General features: G+C 36.3%; 17 protein-coding genes. 10 read left to right on the top strand and 7 right to left on the bottom strand.

The window, feature by feature from the left end:
• Positions 1–58: 58 nt before the first annotated feature.
• The 5 genes from E0H99_RS03325 to E0H99_RS03305 all read right to left on the bottom strand — a co-directional run bounded on the left by E0H99_RS03325 (position 59) and on the right by E0H99_RS03305 (position 9,620).
• Positions 59–2,620 (bottom strand): M1 family metallopeptidase, encoded by a 2,562-nt coding sequence (locus E0H99_RS03325; protein ID WP_131991143.1) that lies wholly within the window; start codon positions 2,618–2,620, stop codon positions 59–61.
• 104 nt (positions 2,621–2,724) lie between these two features.
• On the bottom strand, positions 2,725–3,042 hold the full coding sequence (gene trxA / locus E0H99_RS03320) for a thioredoxin (protein WP_131991141.1): 318 nt from the start codon (positions 3,040–3,042) through the stop codon (positions 2,725–2,727).
• Between the two features lie 355 nt (positions 3,043–3,397).
• Positions 3,398–4,309, bottom strand: coding sequence for an outer membrane beta-barrel protein (locus E0H99_RS03315; protein ID WP_131991139.1), 912 nt, complete (start codon positions 4,307–4,309; stop codon positions 3,398–3,400).
• 180 nt (positions 4,310–4,489) lie between these two features.
• Positions 4,490–9,025: a DNA polymerase III subunit alpha gene (gene dnaE, locus E0H99_RS03310; RefSeq protein WP_131991137.1), complete on the bottom strand. Its 4,536-nt coding sequence runs from the start codon at positions 9,023–9,025 to the stop codon at positions 4,490–4,492.
• Positions 9,026–9,200: 175 nt separating this feature from the next.
• A complete protein-coding gene (locus E0H99_RS03305; protein WP_131991135.1) occupies positions 9,201–9,620 on the bottom strand; it encodes a DUF417 family protein in 420 nt (139 codons plus the stop codon).
• Positions 9,621–10,206: 586 nt separating this feature from the next.
• On the opposite strand from E0H99_RS03305, the gene leuC reads away from it, so the two are divergent.
• The 4 genes from leuC (at position 10,207) to leuB (ending at position 15,248) form a co-directional block, all read left to right on the top strand.
• Positions 10,207–11,601: a 3-isopropylmalate dehydratase large subunit gene (gene leuC / locus E0H99_RS03300; protein ID WP_131991133.1), complete on the top strand. Its 1,395-nt coding sequence runs from the start codon at positions 10,207–10,209 to the stop codon at positions 11,599–11,601.
• A 170-nt stretch (positions 11,602–11,771) separates the two neighbouring features.
• On the top strand, positions 11,772–12,368 hold the full coding sequence (leuD, locus tag E0H99_RS03295) for a 3-isopropylmalate dehydratase small subunit (RefSeq protein WP_131991131.1): 597 nt from the start codon (positions 11,772–11,774) through the stop codon (positions 12,366–12,368).
• A 137-nt stretch (positions 12,369–12,505) separates the two neighbouring features.
• Entirely contained in the window at positions 12,506–14,092 is a 1,587-nt protein-coding gene (locus E0H99_RS03290; protein ID WP_240723432.1) for an alpha-isopropylmalate synthase regulatory domain-containing protein, read from the top strand.
• Positions 14,093–14,186: 94 nt separating this feature from the next.
• Positions 14,187–15,248 carry a 3-isopropylmalate dehydrogenase gene (leuB, locus tag E0H99_RS03285; RefSeq protein WP_131991129.1) on the top strand — a complete coding sequence of 354 codons (1,062 nt, stop codon included), beginning with the start codon at positions 14,187–14,189 and terminating at the stop codon, positions 15,246–15,248.
• 89 nt (positions 15,249–15,337) lie between these two features.
• Here the strand turns inward: leuB and E0H99_RS03280 are convergent, their stop codons facing one another.
• Positions 15,338–15,700 (bottom strand): RNA recognition motif domain-containing protein, encoded by a 363-nt coding sequence (locus tag E0H99_RS03280; RefSeq protein ID WP_099713722.1) that lies wholly within the window; start codon positions 15,698–15,700, stop codon positions 15,338–15,340.
• A gap of 155 nt (positions 15,701–15,855) precedes the next feature.
• A complete protein-coding gene (locus E0H99_RS03275; protein WP_131991127.1) occupies positions 15,856–16,341 on the bottom strand; it encodes a DUF6252 family protein in 486 nt (161 codons plus the stop codon).
• Positions 16,342–16,541: 200 nt separating this feature from the next.
• Between E0H99_RS03275 and E0H99_RS03270 the strand changes: the two genes are divergently transcribed.
• The 6 genes from E0H99_RS03270 (at position 16,542) to E0H99_RS03245 (ending at position 21,599) form a co-directional block, all read left to right on the top strand.
• Positions 16,542–17,102: a 30S ribosomal protein S16 gene (locus E0H99_RS03270; RefSeq protein WP_131991125.1), complete on the top strand. Its 561-nt coding sequence runs from the start codon at positions 16,542–16,544 to the stop codon at positions 17,100–17,102.
• Between the two features lie 15 nt (positions 17,103–17,117).
• Positions 17,118–17,642, top strand: coding sequence for a ribosome maturation factor RimM (rimM, locus tag E0H99_RS03265; protein ID WP_131991123.1), 525 nt, complete (start codon positions 17,118–17,120; stop codon positions 17,640–17,642).
• Positions 17,643–17,793: 151 nt separating this feature from the next.
• Positions 17,794–18,501 carry a tRNA1(Val) (adenine(37)-N6)-methyltransferase gene (locus tag E0H99_RS03260; RefSeq protein WP_131991121.1) on the top strand — a complete coding sequence of 236 codons (708 nt, stop codon included), beginning with the start codon at positions 17,794–17,796 and terminating at the stop codon, positions 18,499–18,501.
• A gap of 237 nt (positions 18,502–18,738) precedes the next feature.
• On the top strand, positions 18,739–19,917 hold the full coding sequence (locus tag E0H99_RS03255; RefSeq protein WP_131991119.1) for an acyl-CoA dehydrogenase family protein: 1,179 nt from the start codon (positions 18,739–18,741) through the stop codon (positions 19,915–19,917).
• A 91-nt stretch (positions 19,918–20,008) separates the two neighbouring features.
• Positions 20,009–20,791: a DUF3050 domain-containing protein gene (locus E0H99_RS03250; protein ID WP_131991117.1), complete on the top strand. Its 783-nt coding sequence runs from the start codon at positions 20,009–20,011 to the stop codon at positions 20,789–20,791.
• A gap of 64 nt (positions 20,792–20,855) precedes the next feature.
• On the top strand, positions 20,856–21,599 hold the full coding sequence (locus E0H99_RS03245; protein ID WP_131991115.1) for an SGNH/GDSL hydrolase family protein: 744 nt from the start codon (positions 20,856–20,858) through the stop codon (positions 21,597–21,599).
• Positions 21,600–21,654 lie beyond the last annotated feature (55 nt).

The raw sequence follows: 21,654 nt of genomic DNA, 5'->3' as shown, positions 1-21,654 counted from the left end.
CCCAACAGCTGAAAATCTATTTGAAAAATGTAGTTAAATAATTTGGCTTGACTATTTATTATTTTATTATTTTTTGGGCTCGGTACAATCCATCGGTTGCTTGCAATAGCTTTCTTTTCAAAATTGGACTAAAATCGGGATTATCTTTTAAAAACTGTTGCACAACATCAAACGCATAAACCGACGAATATCTTCCAATACTGCCACTAAGCCAGCCTTTTGGAAAGAAAATATCTCCCGTTCTTTTAATTTCTTCGATTAAATACAGACCGTCTTTCAAATGTTTTTTCCCACTTTCCTGACGCAACGGATGATGAATATTTCCTAAGGCAGTAAGTACCCATGCTTCTTTTTCTCGATTTTTTTCGTCTTTTAGGGATTCCATAAAAGCATCCCGTACAGCCTCCTCTTTGGATAACGAAGGGAGCAAAAATTCAAATCGTTTTTGCTTGTCAGGATTGCTGATTGTTGCTTTGGTCTGATTGAGAATTTCTTCTGCCTTTTCGTGTTGAAAAATAGCCAAATCCATTGCCATATTCGTAAAGTCATCTTCATTTAACTTCAAATCGGGAATCGTGGTTTCTTTATTCCATATTTGGTATAACTTTTCTTTCCCCGATTCCGAATAAGCTATGGAACTGAACAAGCCAAATATTGTTTTTTTGAGATTTGCCGGCAACTTGGTCTGCAAACGTTGATAAACTAAATTCTCTAGTTCTTTTTGACCTTCAATCTGTTGTTTCGGGCTAAGAAATTTCCAAAATATAGACGTCAATTGATTCGACAACAACTTAGCGACCAATTCATTTGACTCAGTAGCAATCCCTTTAAGACAACTATTAAATGCCTCCAAAGGTGCAATTTTTCCAGTTAAGGTATTTTCATAAAGATTGATATAACTATAGGCTCGTGCCACTTCATTCTGGACAGACGGAAAATAATCTAAACGATCTACATCTATTGGGAAAACCCCATAGCCATAACCATTATAATTATAAATAATAGTTATGGGCTTAGCCAGCCCGATTGCAGCATTGAGTTTGGTCATTTTATTTTTTATCGAAACAGTAATCACTCTTGTACTATCAGGATACACCAACCCAATCTCGAAAATCTGTGGCCAAAGATTTTTAGACTGATCCTCAGCCTGCTGGTAAATTTCGAAACTTTTGATCCGATTAGCGGCATCGTAAACAATACGTTCCGTGAGAAGCGGCCTTCCCGATTGATTGACCCAAACACTACTCCATTGTTTCATATCCAAAGGGGTCTTGGTATCCAGAATTTCAACCAAATTATTCCAATCGGCATTATCATTAGCATATTTTTTAATATATACTTGTATTCCTTTTCGAAATGCTTCTTCCCCCATAGACGTTTCTAATTGGCGCATCATAATAGGGGCTTTGTTATAAATAATACTCCCATAAAGTGACCCAGCATCCTTAAGATTCGCTAAATTCTGCTTGATAGGATGTGTCCCGGCGCTACGGTCTTCCCCATACGCATTAGGATAATGGGTTGTTAAAAATTGCAAATCATGGTTGACCTCCGGAAACACTGGATTCATGATTTTACCGGCCATGAAATTAGCAAATACCTCTTTCATCCAGACATCATCAAACCATTTCATGGTGACCAAATCACCAAACCACATGTGAGCCGTTTCGTGTGCAATTAATTTGCCTCGTTCTAACTTATCGCTATCGGTGGCGCTATTATCCAAAAATAAAGCAGACTCTTTATATTGTATCGCTCCAACATGCTCCATACCTCCGTATTGAAATACTGGAATGGCTGCAAAATCCATTTTTTGGAAAGGGAAAGGATGTTGCGTGTATTTTTCTAAGAAATCAATCGCCTGCTGGTGCGTCTTAAAAATCACATCGGTACTCGCTTGGATTTTTTTGACATCATTTTCCCGAAACAACATCTTCATTTCAAAAGCCCCGGGATTTTTGGAAATACTTTTAAATTTTCCTGCCACAAAAGAAAACAAATACGTACTCATCTTGTCCGTTTCCCCAAACTCATATTGTACAAAATCACCTTGGTCGATTTGCTTGACCAATGGCGCTCCACACAACACGCTCCAATCTTTTGGTGCTGTAATAGTAAGGGTATATCTCGCTTTAATATCTGGCTGGTCAAAACAAGGAAACAAAGTACTTGCTCTATCCGGAACCAATAAAGTGTACAAAAAATCAGCATTTCTATTCAATGACAAATCTCCGGCTATAAAAGAAATAGCAATCAAGTTACTGCCCAGTTTTAGATTTTCTCTCGGAATAACCAGGTGTTCTTTCTCCTGTTGGACAGCAATTGCCACTCCATTCACAGTAACCGATTTCAAGTTTTGGGTCTTTTCATTAAAGTCCAAATACAAGGGCTCTTTCAGGCTCAACACGTTCAGGTTTAACACTAGTTCTGAAGGTATCGGGCTATCTTTCTTTTCTGGAATAGCAAATGACAACTTATAGGCCACATCCGAAACTTGTTGTTTACGGAAACTGGCCAATTCTTTTGAAACACCATTTTGCAATACAATATTGGTTTCTTTTAAAGTTTGGCAAGAGCTGATTACTAAAAACAAACACAAAAAGCAATGTGGAATTTTCATTTCAATTGAGAATTAATTATTTGATAAAAATAACAAAAGGCTTGACTTTCGCCAAACCTTTTATTTGAATCTTTTCAGATTCTATATAAATCATAATCTACTGATTACAACAAAGCGTCTAAACTATCAGCGTAAGTTTGTTTCGGAGCAACTCCTACTTGTTTTCCTACTACTTCTCCATTATGAAAAACCAACACCGTTGGAATATTCCTCACTCCGTATTTTGCAGCAAATTCTTGGTTTGCATCAACATCAACTTTTCCTACTACTACTTTCCCTTCGTACTCGTTGCTTAGTTCGTCAATGATTGGTCCTACCATTCTACAAGGTCCACACCATGCTGCCCAAAAATCCACCATTACTGGTTTTGTTGATTTCAAAACTACTTCTTCAAAAGTAGCGTCTGTTATTGCTAATGCCATAATTTTTTTATTTAAAGTTTATCGTTCGGATATTTAAAGTCTCAAACTCGGTTACAAATTTAGAAATTAAAAACAAACCAAACGCTATTCATAAATTAGTTTTGACTATTAATACATCGTCAATTCTTATTCCCTCGTTTCAATTCATTCAAAATTATAACAATTAGGAGCTATTTACTCCGTCAGTTCGCTTCGCTCGTGTCCTGCTGTGCGCTGTATCTTTTCCTCTTTAAAGAAAAAAGAAAAAGGATGCCGCTTCCATCAGGGCTATGACATTTGGGGATTTCTAAACGTTTAGACCACAAAAAAAGACCCTCTTTTCAGAAGGTCTTCATTCTATTTCAATTGTACTTGATTATAGACTGTATTTCAAACCAAGAGTTAATCCCAACCCACTGATTCCAACATAAGAACTCAATTCATCCATTGGTTTCGTTGAATCTAACCCATTTGGATTTGTTGCAGCATTATTTGAATTAACATCCAAACGATCTACATAATTCGTATGAATTTGAGCCTGACTTCTACCTGCTAATGCATCTTGACCATTCGTTGTAAATTCAGTAGTTTCTTTAGTTTTTCCATGAACCGTAAAATTACGGTATTCTAATTCCGCAAAAGCAGAAATTCTCTTTCCTAATTTATACGACGTCCCTAAAGCAGACATAAATCCTACTGTTGGATTTGGCTTTACCTTATCTACACTATGCACAGCTACTGTTGCTGGACTAGCCACACCTGTTGGAGCCACTGCATCTGTAGTAATTTCTAAATCACCGTGTATAGGCAACAAAACACCCACTTTAGTATAAGGCTCAAAGCCTTTATGTTCCCCTAAAAACAACACTAACGCTGGCGCTAAATCAAAAGCCGTAATCTGGCCTACAGATCTGAAATTATAAACAGGCCTCCCATTAGATATAAATATTTGATCTGTAGTCGTTTGCGCCATTGTTTTATCATTACTAGAATAATAGTTAACACCTATCTCAACACCTAAACGAGTATTGAATCTGTAACCCGCAGTTATTCCAGTTCGAAAACCTTCTCCAAAAGAACCTGTAATACTTTCTTCCGAAGTTAATTTTCCACCAACATAAACTTTATCTAAAGCTGCGTTCCCTCCAACTGTTGGGAATTCTGTAGCGGCAGTTTGCATAAAATAAGATCCGCCTAATTTAAAATACCAACTTTCTTTTTTTTCAGTTTGCGCTACCATAGCCATGGTACAAACCATGAATCCTAATAAAAACAGGTTCTTTTTCATAATTTTACTCTTAATTAATTTATACAAACATAAATAATTATAAGACAATTTTTACAGATGCTTTAGCATCACAAAAGAACAATCATTACAATATTCGAAATTAAAGCTAAAAGTATGCATGCATGTTGAATCTTTAACTAAAAGGTAAAATTTACAATCAATATTTAACTGTTAAAAAAATCAATTCAACTTAAAATTAATCTGCATCTTCTCCAACTCCACCAACAATTCATTCGAAATTTTGATTTTTAATTTTCTACTGGGCATGGTTAGTTTCGTCACCACTTTTATCTCTTCGACTTCTGTAGTACTATTTATTTCAGGAACTTCAAGCATCGATGCATCAGAATCGTCGCTTTCATCAACAAAAGCTGCCTCTTCATTTTCTATTTCAACAGGAGCAACAGTAACGAGTCGTTTGGTTTTTTCCAATTCCATGATTTCAAAAGACACTGTATTATCCCCTTTATTCTCTTGAAAAAGATGACTTAATTTATGGATAAAATCAGTTTCTAAATCCTTTATATTTAATAGCACGACTAATTTTCTAGCGAAGGTTTCTAAAACATCTTGCAATTGCTTTACCTCCACAAATTGTAATCTTGGTTCGGTTTTTTTACCAGTCTCTCTATTTACCCAACCATCTTTGATGTTGACTTTAATAAAAACAAACTCATTTTGTCTAAAGAAATGGCGAAACTTTAAATACTCTTCCCCAAAAATTCGGAATTCATAACTTTCGTCATAACCCTCCAGAGTAAACATACCCCAGCCTTTTCCGTTCTTAGCTTCTCGATGCTGGATATTATTTACAATACCACCAAATGTTAGATTTTTACCTATATGTAATTCCATGTTTCTAAGCGCTTCCAATTTGGCATTACAAAAATGTTTCATTTCAAATTTGTAATCATCCAGCGGATGTCCCGAGATGTAAATCCCTACGACTTCTTTTTCTCTAGAAAGCTTTTCCATCATACTCCAATCTTCACATGGCGGTACAACAGGCTCTGCAATTTGTACTTCGCTGGTATCCCCAAACAAACTTACTTGAGAGGAATTCTCATTTTCCTGAAATTTTGACCCATATCGAATCGCTTTTTCATAAAAGGTAATTCCATCTCCATCATCATGAAAATATTGCGCTCTCGTTGTTCCTAAAAACGAATCAAACCCTCCAGCCAAAACCAAATTCTCCAATGCTTTTTTATTCGCAGCACGTAAATCGATACGTTTGGTCAAATCAAAAATCGATTTGTATCGTCCGTCTTTTCTATTCTCCACAATTGTTGCCACAGCTCCAGACCCCACACCTTTTACGGCACCCATTCCAAAACGCACCGCATAATCATCATTTACGGTAAATTTATAAAACGACTCATTGACATCGGGTCCTAAAACTTGTAATCCCATACGCTTGCATTCTTCCATAAAGAACGAAACCTGCTTGATATCACTCATATTATTAGACAAAACCGCAGCCATATATTCCGCTGGATAATTGGCCTTCAAAAATGCCGTTTGATAGGCAATCCAAGCATAACAAGTCGAGTGCGATTTATTAAAGGCATATTCCGCAAAAGCCTCCCAGTCTTTCCAAATTTTCTCCAACTTATCTTCGGCATGGCCTTTGGCGGCAGCCTGACTGATAAATTTAGGTTTCATTTTATCCAGAACGTCCTTTTGTTTTTTTCCCATTGCTTTACGCAAAACGTCGGCATCCCCTTTGGAGAAATCCGCCAGTTTTTGGGACAAAAGCATTACTTGTTCTTGGTAAACGGTAATTCCGTACGTATCTTTTAGTAATTCTTCACAGGCATCAAGGTCATAAATAATTTCCTCTTCGCCATTTTTTCTTTTTACAAAACTCGGAATATAAGCAATTGGTCCCGGACGATACAACGCATTCATGGCAATTAAATCCGGAAAAACCGTTGGCTTCAATTCCTTCATGTATTTCTGCATTCCCGGACTCTCATACTGGAAAATCCCTACCGTTTCTCCTCGTTGAAAAAGCTCATACGTCTTCAAATCATCAATAGGAAATTCATCCGGATTAAGATCAATTCCGCTTCTATATTTCACCAACTTAACCGTGTCTTTTATCAGAGTTAGGGTTTTCAAACCCAAGAAGTCCATCTTCAATAAACCCGCACTTTCCACCACCGAGTTGTCAAATTGGGTCACATACAAATCAGAATCTTTGGCGGTAGCCACAGGAACAAAATTGGTAATGTCGCTCGGCGTAATAATCACTCCGCAGGCGTGAATCCCAGTATTTCTTAAATTTCCTTCTAAAACTTTGGCTTGCTGAATGGTTTCTCCACCCAAATCACTTTCATTGGCAAGCCCTATTAATTCTTTTATTTTATCGTATTCTTCCGGACGAACCGCTTTCTTAATTACATCTTCTTTTTCATTTAAAAAACGCGCCAAATTCCATTTAGACGGCATCATTCCCGGAATCAATTTTGCTATTTTATCGGCTTCAAATAATGGTAAATCCAGCACACGAGCGGTATCACGAATCGCTGATTTCGTTGCCATTTTACCATAGGTGATAATTTGTGCCACTTGTTTCGAGCCGTATTTTCGGATTACATAATCCATTACACTGCTTCGTCCTTCATCATCAAAATCGATATCAATATCGGGTAGTGACACACGATCCGGATTCAGGAAACGCTCAAAAAGCAGGTTGTACATCAATGGGTCAATATTGGTAATTTTCAAACAATACGCCACCACCGATCCCGCCGCTGAACCACGACCAGGACCTACAGACACCCCCATACTTCTGGCCTCGGCAATTAAATCCTGTACAATCAGGAAATATCCTGGATAACCGGAATTGGAGATCGTCAACAATTCAAAATCCAGTCGTTCTTGAATTTCTTCAGTTATTACAGGATATCTTCGATTGGCGCCTTCAAAAGTAAGATGTCTTAAATACGCATTTTCTCCTCGTACACCGCCATCTTTTTCATCTTCCAGATTATTAAATGCTGTTGGAATTTCAAATTTAGGAAGCAAAACTTCTCTCGCTAAATCGAAAATTTCAATTTTATCCACAATCTCCGAAATATTCGAAATCGCTTCGGGCAAATTTGCAAAAAGCTGTTTCATTTCGTCTCCCGACTTAAAATAATACTCCTGATTGGGCAATCCGTACCGATAGCCGCGACCGCGACCAATAGGCGTAGTTTGTTTTTCACCGTCACGCACACAAAGTAAAATATCATGTGCATTCGAATTTTCTTTGTCTATATAAAAGGTATTATTCGTTGCAACAATCTTAACATCATGTTTTCTTGCCAATGAAATCAAAGACGCATTCACCCGATTTTCATCTTCTTGATTGTGACGCATCACTTCAATATAAAAATCTTCTTTGAACTCGTTTTTCCACCAAAGCAAGGCTTCTTCGGCTTGGTTTTCACCAATGTTTAAAATCTTATTTGGGATTTCACCATAAAGATTTCCAGACAAAACAATAATATCTTCTTTGAATTCCTGAATGACTTTCCTGTCGATTCTTGGCACATAATAAAACCCTTGCGTATACGCTATGGAAGACATTTTGGCCAAATTGTGGTAGCCTTTTTTAGTCTTCGCTAAAAGCACTATTTGGTATCCATTGTCTTTAACAGACTTGTTTTTATGGTCTTCACAAACAAAAAATTCGCAACCTACAATCGGTTTCATCGGGACTTCAGTAGGTTTTTCCCCATTCTCAATCGCTACTTTATTCTTGGCTTCAACCGCTTTATTATGGTATAAAATATCACGGACAAAATGGAAAGCACCCATCAAATTTGCATGATCCGTCATGGCAACCGCAGGCATTTTTTGTTGTGCCGCCGCTTTTACCAATGCCGCAATACTAATGGTAGATTGCAATACCGAAAACTGTGTATGATTATGCAAATGCACGAAAGGTGTGTCAATTAAGACTTTCTTATTCTCCGAAAGCACTGCTCTGGAAACAGCTGGCGCTTGTTTTTCACCAAACTGCTGCCGAATTTTATCCGACGCTTCTTTGAGATTAATATGTTTTAATCCAATGAGTTTAATCTCGCTTGGATTCTTACTTTGAAAGTCTTTAAAATAGCCAATTTCTACATCTAGTTCTTCTTTTGTGAAAACATCACGACGAATTAGCTCCAAGAAACAACGCGTAGTTGCCTCGACATCGGCAGTGGCATTGTGCGCTTCCCCAAAAGGTTTATTAAAAAGATAAGAATGTAATTCCGTTAACGTAGGTAATTTAAATTTTCCCCCTCGACCACCCGGTAACCGCAATAAGGAAGCGGTAACTTCGGTACAGGTATCCAGAATAGGCATCGAACTCATTTGGCTTTCAACACCCATTCTATAAAACTCACAACCCATGATATTGATGTCAAAACCTAAATTCTGACCTACAATAAATTTGGCTTTGCCTAAAGCTATATTGAATTTTTCTAAAACTTCTGCCAACGAAATCCCATCGGTTTCCGCCAATTCCGTAGAAATACCGTGAATTCGTTCCGCGTCATACGGAATATTAAAACCTTCGGGCTTCACTAAATAATCCTGATGCTCGAGAAGTTTTCCCATATCGTCGTGCAACTGCCAAGCAATCTGAATACAACGCGGCCAGTTATCCGTATCTGAAATGGGAGCGCCCCAACGCTTTGGTAATCCTGTAGTTTCGGTATCGAATATTAAGTACATAAATCCCTCCCCAGCCCTCCCCGAAGGGAAGGGTGCCTAAATCGATAGATTTAAACCGTGTATTTAACTGGTTTTAAACACTTTAAAATTAGTAAAAAATGCAAAAAATGAATTTCAAATTTAGTCTTTTTTTGGAGAAAGAATGCAGTATTTTATCAACACCTATCAATAATTTTTATTCTTTACTTTTTGCATAAACCATTAAAGAAATTGCCAAATACGGAATGTCTTTTAGGATAAAAAAATCAGTTACAGGAAAACCTTCTACCATTTTAAAAACACCCGGAGTGGTTGCCAAAAAACTTAAAGTTGTAACAAATATAATAGCCGAAGCCAGACCAGCATACATTCCGATTTTTTTATTAAAAAAAGAAAGTATTAATCCAATTCCAGTTACAACCTCAAAAATCCCAATTACATTAGAAACTGTTTGTACAGACATTAGTTTATACATCCAACCCATGGCAAAATGGTTTTGGACCAAACCTTTTATGGCTTCCGCTTCGACAGCCGTAAACTTAAAAAGTCCCACCCAAATTAAAATGATTACTGTTCCCAAAACTCCAAGTCTGTAAGCGATTTGATTTAAATTCATGATATTATTTTTAATTTTTTATAATATTCAAAATTAGCGATCTTCATTTAAAGCAATTGTCAGGTACTTGTCATAAATGAACCATTTATAAAAAATGAATGCCTTTAATTCCATTTAATCCTATTCTAAAAAACAAAAAAATACATTTTTTGGATGTCGTAGTATTTCATCAAAAAAAAATACTGAAATACAGGTAAAAAATATGCCATTTACAAAGAAAATCACAAAGAAAAACAACTTCGACAAAAGTCAAATAGTGAGTTTGAAATTAAAAAAAAGTCGTTTTTAATTCCATTTTATTAAATATCCATAAATATAACAGCTTTTTAGGAGCGTATTTTAACTATTCGATAAATAACAAAAACTTCAACAAATAGATTTTTTATTTTATCTAAATAAAAAACTGCACGAATAAAAAAGAAGCCTAAAAGATAAAAATCAGCAAAGAAATACCCTAATACGATTTTGGGTATCGTATATAATGAAATATTAAAAAATAAAGACTTGATTCTTTTTTTAGTTTTGCTTTCATCGTTATCATCTTAGCCAACTTGGCTATAAAAAAATACATTAAAAACATATTAAAATGAGTACTACATTATTTGACAAAGTATGGGATTCGCACGTGGTGCGTAAAATTGAAGATGGACCAGACGTGTTTTTTATTGACCGTCATTTCATCCATGAAGTTACTAGTCCTGTAGCTTTTTTAGGTTTAAAAGAAAGAGGTATTTCTGTTTTATATCCAGAGCGCACTTTTGCTACTGCGGATCACAACACGCCAACTATAAATCAACATTTACCGGTTCAAGATGTCTTGTCTGCCAATCAACTTAAGGCATTAGAAGACAATGCAGCAGAATATGGAATTTCTCACTGGGGATTAGGTCATCAAAAAAACGGAATCGTACACGTAGTAGGTCCTGAAAACGGAATTACTTTGCCAGGCGCCACTATTGTTTGTGGAGATTCTCACACTTCTACGCATGGTGCTTTTGGCGCTATTGCTTTTGGAATTGGAACTTCTGAGGTAGAAATGGTGATGGCGACACAATGTATCATGCAACCGAAACCAAAGAAAATGCGCATCAACGTAAATGGTAAATTGAGCAAAGGTGTTGGTCCAAAAGACGTTGCACTTTATATTATTTCTCAATTAACTACTTCTGGAGGTACAGGATATTTTGCAGAATATGCTGGAGATGTTTTTGAAAACATGTCTATGGAAGGTCGTATGACGGTTTGTAACTTGAGTATCGAAATGGGTGCTCGTGGTGGTATGATTGCTCCGGATCAAAAAACATTCGATTTCTTAGAAGGAAGATTATACGCTCCAAAAGGCGAAGCTTGGACAAAAGCAGTTAAATATTGGAAAACTTTGAAAACAGATGCTGATGCTGTTTTTGATGCAGAATTGAACATCAACGCTTCAGACATTGAACCAATGATTACGTATGGTACAAATCCTGGAATGGGAATTGGTATCTCAAAAAATATTCCAAATGCCAACCAAGTTGAAGGTGGCGCCGAAACGTATAAAAAATCTTTAGGTTACATGGGCTTTGAAGAAAATGACGTAATGATTGGCAAGCCAATTGATTTTGTTTTCTTAGGAAGTTGTACCAATGGTAGAATTGAAGATTTTAGAGCTTTTACAGAAATTGTAAAAGGGCGACAAAAAGCAGATAATGTTACAGCATGGTTGGTTCCAGGTTCTCACGTAGTAGAAGCTCAAATTAAAGAGGAAGGACTGTTGGACATTCTTACTGAAGCTGGTTTTGTATTGCGTCAACCAGGTTGCTCGGCTTGTTTGGCGATGAATGATGATAAAGTACCTGCAGGAAAATATGCAGTAAGCACTTCAAACAGAAACTTCGAAGGTCGTCAAGGTCCCGGTTCAAGAACATTATTGGCAAGTCCAATCATGGCCGCTGCTGCTGCAGTAACTGGAAAACTAACAGATCCTAGAGATTTGTTTTAAAAGATTTCAGAATGTAGAGTAACGATTTTTGATTTCAGATTTCGTTAAAATCGACACAGCATTCAGTTTAAATTATAGAATATAAAATAATATTAGTTAGCGTTTACGATTCCATTTTCCTTAAGGTAAATCTAAAATCAGAAATCGTTAATCAAAAATCAAAAATCACAATGGCATACGATAAATTTAATATCCTTACGAGTAGTGCAGTACCACTACCAATAGAAAATGTGGACACCGATCAAATCATCCCAGCACGTTTCTTGAAAGCTACTAAACGTGAAGCTTTTGGAGACAACCTTTTCAGAGACTGGAGATACAACGGAGATGATACACCAAAAGCTGATTTCGTTTTGAATGACGCAACTTACAGTGGAAAAATACTAGTAGGCGGGAAAAACTTTGGTTCGGGTTCTTCAAGAGAGCACGCGGCTTGGGCCGTTTACGATTACGGATTTCGTGCAGTTGTGTCTAGTTTTTTTGCAGATATTTTTAAAGGGAATTGCTTAAACATTGGTGTTTTGCCGGTACAAGTAAGTCCAGAATTTGCTGAAACTATTTTCAAGGCTATTGAAGCTGATCCAAAAACAGAATTAGAAATAAATCTTCCGGAACAAACCATTACATTAAAAGCAACCGGTCAAAAAGAATCTTTTGATATTTCCGGATACAAAAAAGATAATATGGTTAACGGTTTTGATGATATTGATTATTTGCAAAACATCAAAGAAGAAATTGTTGGTTTTGCCAATCAACTTCCTTACTAGAAACAAACAATAAAAATGCAGTTATCGTATGCTCAATAGTATCGTCAAGCCAGATAACTGGTTTTACCATTTTATAAAATACAACAACAAGATTTCAAATCACTGAAGTCGAAACCACTTTTAGCATCAAATTTATAATGAAAAAAAGAAAAATTGAAATAATGGATACGACGCTCCGTGATGGTGAACAAACATCGGGAGTATCATTTTCTGCTGCAGAAAAACTAACCATTGCGCAATTATTGCTGGAAGAATTAAATATTGATAGAATCGAAATTGCTTCGGCACGGGTAAGCGAAGGAGAATTTCAAGGTGTAAAAGGGATAATGAGTTGGGCTAATGAGAAAGGTTATTCCAACCGAATCGAAGTTTTAACTTTTGTTGACGGCGGGCTTTCGATAGACTGGATGAAAAAGACTGGAGCCAAAGTCCAAAATTTACTGACCAAAGGATCTCTCAACCATTTAACGCATCAACTAAAGAAAACGCCTGAACAACATTTTACCGAGATTGCTCAAACCATTGCATTGGCTCAAGAAAATAATATTGAAACCAATGTATATTTGGAAGATTGGAGTAACGGAATGCGCAATTCCCCTGAATATGTGTTTCAATATTTAGATTTTTTGACAAAACAACCAATAAAAAGAGTGTTATTGCCGGACACTTTAGGTGTTTTAATTCCTTCAGAAACTTTTGAATTCATTTCGAAAATTATAGCAAGATATCCAAATACTCATTTTGATTTTCACGCCCATAACGACTACGATTTAAGCATCGCAAATGTAATGGAAGCTGTAAAAGCTGGTATTCAAGGGCTTCACGTCACGGTAAACGGAATGGGAGAACGTGCTGGAAATGCACCACTTGAAAGCACCGTTGCCGTAATCAATGACTTTTTACCACAAATAGAAATCGGTGTAAAAGAATCATCATTGTATTCTGTGAGTAAATTGGTAGAAACTTTTACCGGCTATAGAATTCCTGCTAACAAACCTATTGTTGGCGACAATGTATTTACGCAGACTGCAGGTATCCATGCCGATGGCGACAATAAAAATAATTTATATTTTAATGATTTGCTTCCGGAACGTTTTGGAAGAAAACGAAAATATGCCTTAGGAAAAACATCTGGCAAGGCCAATATCGAAAAAAACCTTCAGGAATTAGGGTTGAAATTAAATCCTGAAGACTTAAAATTAGTTACACAACGTATCATTGAACTAGGCGACAAAAAAGAGACTGTCACTAAAGAAGACTTGCCCTATATTATTTCTGATGTTTTGGATAGCCAAACCTATCAAGAAAAAGTTGTTGTTGAGTCCTATATATTATCTCATGCAAAAGGCATGCGCCCATCGACCACTTTATCTTTAAAAATAGACGGGGAAGTGATTGAAGAGCATGCACAAGGTGACGGGCAATTTGATGCTTTTATGAATGCATTGGCAAAAATATATAAAAGCAAAAACTTAGAATTACCAAAATTGATTGATTATGCTGTACGAATTCCTCCTGGAAGCAGTTCTGATGCATTGTGCGAAACCATAATTACCTGGACGAATAATGAAAAAGAATTTAAAACCAGGGGACTAGATTCAGACCAAACAGTTGCCGCAATCATAGCGACCCAAAAAATGTTGAATGTAATCCCCTCCTCAGCCCTCCCCGAAGGGGAGGGAGCCACGACGAAATTGGACCGTCAAATTTTAAATAAAATTTAAGAGATTTAACACAAACAATAAACCCAATCCTATTCCACCTAGTCTCCCCTTCCTTCGGAGGGGGGGGGCTTGGGGGAAGGAAAACACAATTAATATGAAATTTAACATAGCCCTTTTAGCCGGAGACGGAATTGGACCTGAAGTAATCAATGAAGCTGTAAAAGTTTCGGATGCTATTGCAAAAAAATTCAACCATGAAATCACTTGGACGCCTGCTCTTACAGGAGCTTGTGCCATTGACGCCGTTGGAGTTCCTTATCCTGATGAAACACATGAAATTTGCATGAAAGCAGATGCCGTTTTGTTTGGAGCCATTGGACATCCAAAATACGATAATGACCCAAGTGCCCCCATTCGTCCAGAACAAGGTTTATTACTGATGAGAAAAAAATTAGGCTTGTTCGCCAATGTGCGTCCAACCTTCACATTTCCATCTTTGATTGACAATTCTCCTTTAAAAAGAGAACGCATCGAAGGGACTGATTTGGTTTTTTTGAGAGAACTTACCGGAGGGATCTATTTTGGAGAAAAAGGAAGAAAAGACGATGGCGAGACTGCATTTGACACATGTACTTACACTAGAGCAGAAGTACAACGTTTAGCAAAAAAAGGTTTTGAGTTGGCAATGACCCGTACTAAAAAACTATGTTGTGTTGATAAAGCCAATGTAATGGAGACTTCCCGCTTGTGGAGAGAAACTGTACAAGCTATGGAAAAAGACTATCCTGAAGTAACGGTAAGTTATGAATTTGTTGATGCTGTAGCGATGCGTTTAGTGCAATGGCCTAATTCGTATGATGTATTGATTACAGAAAACTTATTTGGAGATATTTTGACCGATGAGGCTTCAGTAATATCAGGCTCAATGGGATTAATGCCATCAGCATCTGTAGGAGAGCATACTTCATTGTACGAACCTATTCACGGATCGTATCCACAAGCCACAGGCTTAAACATTGCCAATCCATTAGCAACAGTACTATCCGCTGCAATGATGTTTGAAGATGCTTTTGGACTAAAAGCAGAAGCAGAAGCTATTAGAGCAGTAGTTAACAAATCATTGGAGCAAGGAATTGTAACTGAAGATTTAGCTTCTAAAGATTCAAAAGCCTATAAAACCAGCGAAGTGGGAGATTGGTTGGTTGCTAATCTATAGTAAAGACGCACTGCCGTGCGTCTCAACAATATCCAAACAAAAAAGGTGTCAATAAATTGACACCTTTTTTTATATTGTAGAAAAAAATATTAATATCCTCCTCTGTTTCCACCACCACGGTTATCTCCACCACGGCTGTTTCCACCACCATAACCACCGCGTGAATCTCCACCACGACTGTTATTGTTAAAACTTCTTCTTTCACCTTCTGGTTTAGGCTCAGATTTGTTTACTACGATTGCACGTCCTTGAACAGTAGCACCGTTCAATTCGTCAATTGCTTTTTGAGCTTCGTCATCATTTGGCATCTCAACAAAACCAAATCCTTTACTTCTTCCAGTAAATTTATCAGTAATAATTTTAACTGAATCAACTGCTCCGTAAGCCTCGAAAGACTCTCTTAAATCTGCTTCCTCAATACTGAATGGAAGGCTTCCAACAAAAATATTCATATGTACTTATTTAAATAATAGAACAAATGTACTGTTATTTTTTTCTAATCTACTATATATTAGCTTATTTATGTTTTTATTTTAATTTAAAAAAAAGAAAACGAGCATCCTAAAGCTAATACTCGAAGTGTTTTAAGAAACCAACTCCTCATAGATTACTGAACAAGAGAACTAACTACAGGAACCTTATAAAAAACTCCGTGTTGAAAATTCACAACAGGACTGGCTAACGAGTTTGTATTTGTATTTTTTGCATTAAATTTAAACGTGCCTGTGACGGTATTATTAACAGCATCATAATCCGTTATCTCAATTTGCCCCTCTCCTATCCCAAAACCTGTAGAAAAAGTAACCAAACCATTCGTAACATCAGTAATCGTATAAGTCGCTTTTTTGGTCTCGCTGGTTCCTAAAAAATAAGTTTGAGCCGTAGTAGAAGTGGTTTTTAAGGATAAAGTTTCATTTGCTGTAAAGGATTCTATAAGCAAAGATCCATCACCAGCTAATGTTGCTTTAGATTGCACCCCTCTCCAAAACACGTTATCCTTCATACCTTGCAGCGAAGGATTATTAAAACTAATATCTTCTTCACAAGAGATTAAAGAGAAAAGCACGACAATAAACAAAAAATATGTTTTCATAAAATGCAACTTTTGAACAAACAAAAATAAGTTATTAAAGCTTAAAAACAGAACTTCCCTCAAAAAATATGCGCCAAAATCATTCCTAACACATTACCAATCATTAAAATACTATTCGAATTAGTATTTATCGAGAAAAAATGTATCTTTGCACCCTTAATTAATCGAGGTCGAGTACCTCAAAATTTAATCATAAGATTATGTCAGTAAAAATTAGATTACAAAGACACGGTAAAAAACAAAAACCTTTTTACTGGGTTGTAGCTGCAGATGCACGCTCAAAAAGAGATGGTAAATACCTAGAAAAAATTGGTACTTACAATCCAAACACTAACCCAGCAACTATCGAATTAAACCTTGATAGCGCAGTAAAATGGTTACACAATGGTGCTCAACCAACTGATACTGCAAAAGCAATTCTTTCTTACAAAGGTGCTTTATTGAAACATCACCTTGATGGTGGTATTCGTAAAGGAGCTTTAACTCAAGAACAAGCTGATGCAAAATTAGCTGCTTGGTTAGAAGCAAAATCTGGAAAAGTTGATGCTAAAAAAGAAGGTTTAACAAAAGCACAAGCTGATGTTAAAGCTAAAGCTTTCAAAGCAGAACAAGATGTTAATGCTAAACGTTTAGCTGCAGCTGCTCAAGCAGAAGCTGACGCTATCGCTGCTGCAACTCCAGCTGTTGAAGAAGAAGTTGCTGAAGTTGAAGCTGAAGAAGCTCCTGCTGCAGAAGAAAATAACGAAACAACTGAAGCATAATTTTAGAAGGCGAAGATGCGTAAAGAAGATTGTTTCTACTTAGGTAAAATCGCTAAAAAATTTAGTTTCAAAGGGGAAGTTCTTGCCTATTTAGACACGGACGAACCTGAGTTATACGAAAACTTGGAATCAGTGTTTGTTGAATGCAACAAACACTTGGTTCCTTTTTTTATTGAAAATAGTTCGTTACACAAAAACGACTTTCTTAGAATTCGTTTTGAAGATATGAATACCGAAGAAGATGCCGATGCTGTTATTGGCAACAATCTATATCTTCCTTTAAATATGTTGCCAAAACTTACCGGCAACAAATTCTACTTCCATGAAGTAATTGGTTTTGAAGTTGAAGACAAACGCCTTGGTGTTGTTGGAAAAATCCAATCCATAAATGACACTACTGCCCAACCTCTTTTTGAAGTTCTAAACGGCGATGTAGAAATTCTCATTCCCATGATTGACCATTTCCTTGTAAAAATTGACAGGGAAAACAAAAAAGTTATCATGGATTTACCAGAAGGACTTATTGAAATGTACCTTTAGAAAAGTTTAATCGGTTATTTGCTTATTCGGTTAATCGATAAAATCAAAGACTTCATTAGACTTTACTATTTATTGAAATCCAATAAATCCGCATTTACAAAAAATCCTAAATCAAAAATCGTTAATCTACAATCTGAAATCAAATTTCTCCATGTTTAGTTTCAAACAATTTTCAATAGAACAAGATCGTTGTGCCATGAAAATTGGAACCGACGGTGTTTTACTTGGCGCTTGGGCACCAATTGAAAACAATCCCTTTAACATTTTAGATATTGGCACCGGAACAGGTGTAATCGCTTTAATGCTTGCACAAAGAAGCAACGCGGAACAAATTGACGCTTTGGAAATCGACGAAGAAGCGTACGAACAATCCGTAGATAATTTTGAAAACTCCCCTTGGAGTGATCGCCTATTCTGTTTTCATGCTGGTTTGGATGAATTTGTAGAAGAACCAGAAGACGAATACGATTTAATTGTTTCCAATCCTCCATTCTATACTGACGATTATAAATCTGAAAACGAACAACGGGATTTGGCGCGTTTTGCCGATGCGATGCCTTTTGAAGATTTGATCGAAGCCGCTGCTTTGTTACTTTCTGAAAACGGTATTTTCTCTGTTATAATTCCTTTTAAAGAAGAAGAAATCTTTTTGGCTCTAGCCAAAGAATACGAATTACATCCTTTAAAAATTACTCGCGTAAAAGGGACTCCAACTACCGAGATCAAACGCAGTTTACTAGCTTTTACCCGAAATGAAAACGCTATCATTACTCTTGATGAATTAATTATCGAAACTTCGAGACATCAATATACACCCGATTATATCGAATTGACAAAAGATTTTTATTTGAAGATGTAATTCAGTACTGTATCCACATCCATCGACTTCTTCTTTTAAAATAAATTTCAAACGGCAATTAGCGATTTTATTGTAAATTAGTAGGCAATGTTTTTTTCATTAAAATCATACTTTGAAAAATACCATATTTGATTACAAAATTCGTTATTTTCAATGAAAATAAAAAAATATAACATTTGTTAGTGCTTTTGTTATATTTCTTTATGTAAATTTGTCACATATAAAAATTACCAAACCATGAAACCAGACTTATTTCAAGCTCCAGATTATTATAACTTAGACGATTTACTAACAGAAGAGCACAAGCTAGTTCGTGATTCTGCTCGTGCATGGGTAAAACGCGAAGTATCTCCTATCATAGAAGAATATGCTCAAAAAGCGGAATTTCCAAAACAAATCATAAAAGGTTTAGGTGAAATTGGTGGTTTTGGTCCTTATATTCCCGAAGAATATGGCGGTGCAGGTTTAGATCAGATATCCTATGGATTAATCATGCAAGAAATTGAGCGTGGAGATTCTGGCGTTCGTTCTACCTCATCTGTACAATCTTCTTTGGTAATGTATCCAATTTGGAAATATGGAAATGAAGAGCAACGCATAAAATACTTACCAAAGTTAGCAACAGGCGAATTTATGGGATGCTTTGGATTGACGGAGCCAAACTATGGTTCAGATCCAGGAAGCATGATTACCAACTTTAAAGATATGGGAGACCATTATTTATTGAATGGTGCCAAAATGTGGATTTCGAATGCACCGTTTGCAGATATTGCTATTGTTTGGGCAAAAAATGAAGAAGGAAGAATTCACGGTTTAATCGTAGAGCGCGGAATGGAAGGTTTTTCTACTCCGGAAACGCACAACAAATGGTCGCTTCGTGCATCATCAACTGGCGAATTAATTTTTGACAATGTAAAAGTACCAAAAGAAAACTTATTGCCAAATAAATCTGGACTAGGAGCGCCTCTTGGTTGTCTTGATTCAGCACGTTACGGAATTGCCTGGGGTGCTATTGGCGCTGCCATGGACTGTTATGATACTGCTTTACGTTACGCCAAAGAAAGAATCCAGTTTGACAAACCTATTGCAGGAACTCAATTGCAACAAAAGAAATTGGCCGAAATGATTACTGAAATCACCAAAGCACAATTATTGACTTGGAGATTAGGCGTTTTGCGAAATGAAGGTAAAGCAACAACTGCTCAAATCTCAATGGCTAAAAGAAACAATGTAGATATGGCAATCCATATTGCTCGTGAAGCCAGACAAATGCTAGGCGGAATGGGAATTACCGGAGAATATTCTATCATGCGCCACATGATGAATCTTGAATCTGTAATTACTTATGAAGGAACTCACGACATTCACTTATTGATTACCGGAATGGATATTACTGGAATTCCAGCTTTTAAATAACCTTCAACGACTATTAAAGTATTTATAAAATTGATTGAAAAAGCTTCTTGGAAACGAGAAGCTTTTTTATATTTACATAAAAATACCACTTATGAATATTGAAACAATCAACAATAGCATTCAACCCCAAAAAGAGCTATTGTTACAACATTCTTTATATAAAAAAGTAAAAACCATTGAGGATTTACAGTGCTTTCTTGAAAATCACGTGTATGCAGTTTGGGATTTTATGTCTTTATTAAAAGCATTACAATCTAAATTAACCTGCACAACAACTCCTTGGTTTGCAACAGAAAATCCTGAAACCAGGTATTTGATAAACGAAATAGTCCTTGCAGAAGAATCCGATTTGACTATTGATGGCCGTCGCCAAAGTCATTATGAAATGTATATTGAAGCGATGGAGGCTTGCAGCGCAAATACTGCTGGTATAAAACAATTTCTAGCAGAAGTAGATTCACTTAAAAACATATTTGTTGCTATTAAAAAAAGCAATTTACACCCAAATATCAAAGCTTTCTTAGACTTTACTTTCAGAGTTATTGACGAAGGAAAATCGCATGAAATTGCAGCTGCATTCACTTTTGGAAGAGAAGATCTGATTCCAGGCATGTTTACCGCTATTTTGAAAAATTTTCAAGAAAACTTCCCCAAAACTGATTTGAGTAAACTCATTTATTATTTCGAAAGACATATCGAATTGGATGCTGATGACCATGGCCCAATGGCAATGAAAATGATAACGGAACTTTGTGGGACTGATGCTCAAAAATGGTCTGATGTCGAAGAAATTTCGAAGTTGGCTTTAGAAAAACGTATCGGGCTTTGGGATGCCATCGAAGAAACGCTTATGATGAATGTGGAATTAGCCTAAAACCAATTCACCCAAAAAAACGTAACTGTTATTTAGAAATGAGTTTTATCTAATTTCAAAAATAATGAAAAAACAATTCCAAATAACAGTTGCGTTTTTCTTATTCCTTTTTAGTTCAAGTTGCAGTACTGATAATCCAGCAACTAAAACTACTACTATACCAGTAATTACAAAACCTATTCCGCAAACACAAAACCAATCCTACAGCTATTTGGCAATTGGAGACAGTTACACAATCGGTCAGAGCGTTTGTAAAACCTGTAGATTTCCTGAACAATTAAAAAAAATCCTAGGAAATTTAAATCCAACCAACACCTATTCTTTGAAAATTATTGCACAGACGGGCTGGACCACCACCAACTTAATATCGGCAATAAACACCCAGAGTCCAACTTCAAACTATGATTTAGTTACGCTATTAATAGGGGTAAACAATCAATGTCAACACAGACCTATTTCATTATACGAAAAAGAATTTCCTGAATTAATAAATAAAGCTATTGCTCTTGCAAAGGGAGATAAGACCAATGTAATTGTGGTTTCTATTCCGGATTATGCCTATACTCCTTTTGGTCAGAGATCAGGAATCCAATCAACGATTTCAATGGAAATTGACAATTATAATGCTTTTGCAAAAAAATATTGCACAGACAACACAATTGAGTTTGTAAACATTACGGATATCACCAGACAAGGTTTGACAAATACTGATCTTGTTGCGCAAGATGGATTACATCCATCAGAATTAGCGTATTCCTTATTTGTAGAACTGATTTTGCCAAAAGCTGCCACAGCAATACAAAATTAAAAGACTCATTTGTAAAGAAGTGTCCTTATAAAACAGCTTTCGTAGCCGTTTTTAT

The organism is Flavobacterium sp. GT3P67 (assembly GCF_004349155.1).
GTDB classification, from domain to species: domain Bacteria; phylum Bacteroidota; class Bacteroidia; order Flavobacteriales; family Flavobacteriaceae; genus Flavobacterium; species Flavobacterium ranwuense.
Note: the sequence above shows the minus strand (reverse complement) of the source record. Positions and strands in the feature narration are given on the sequence as shown.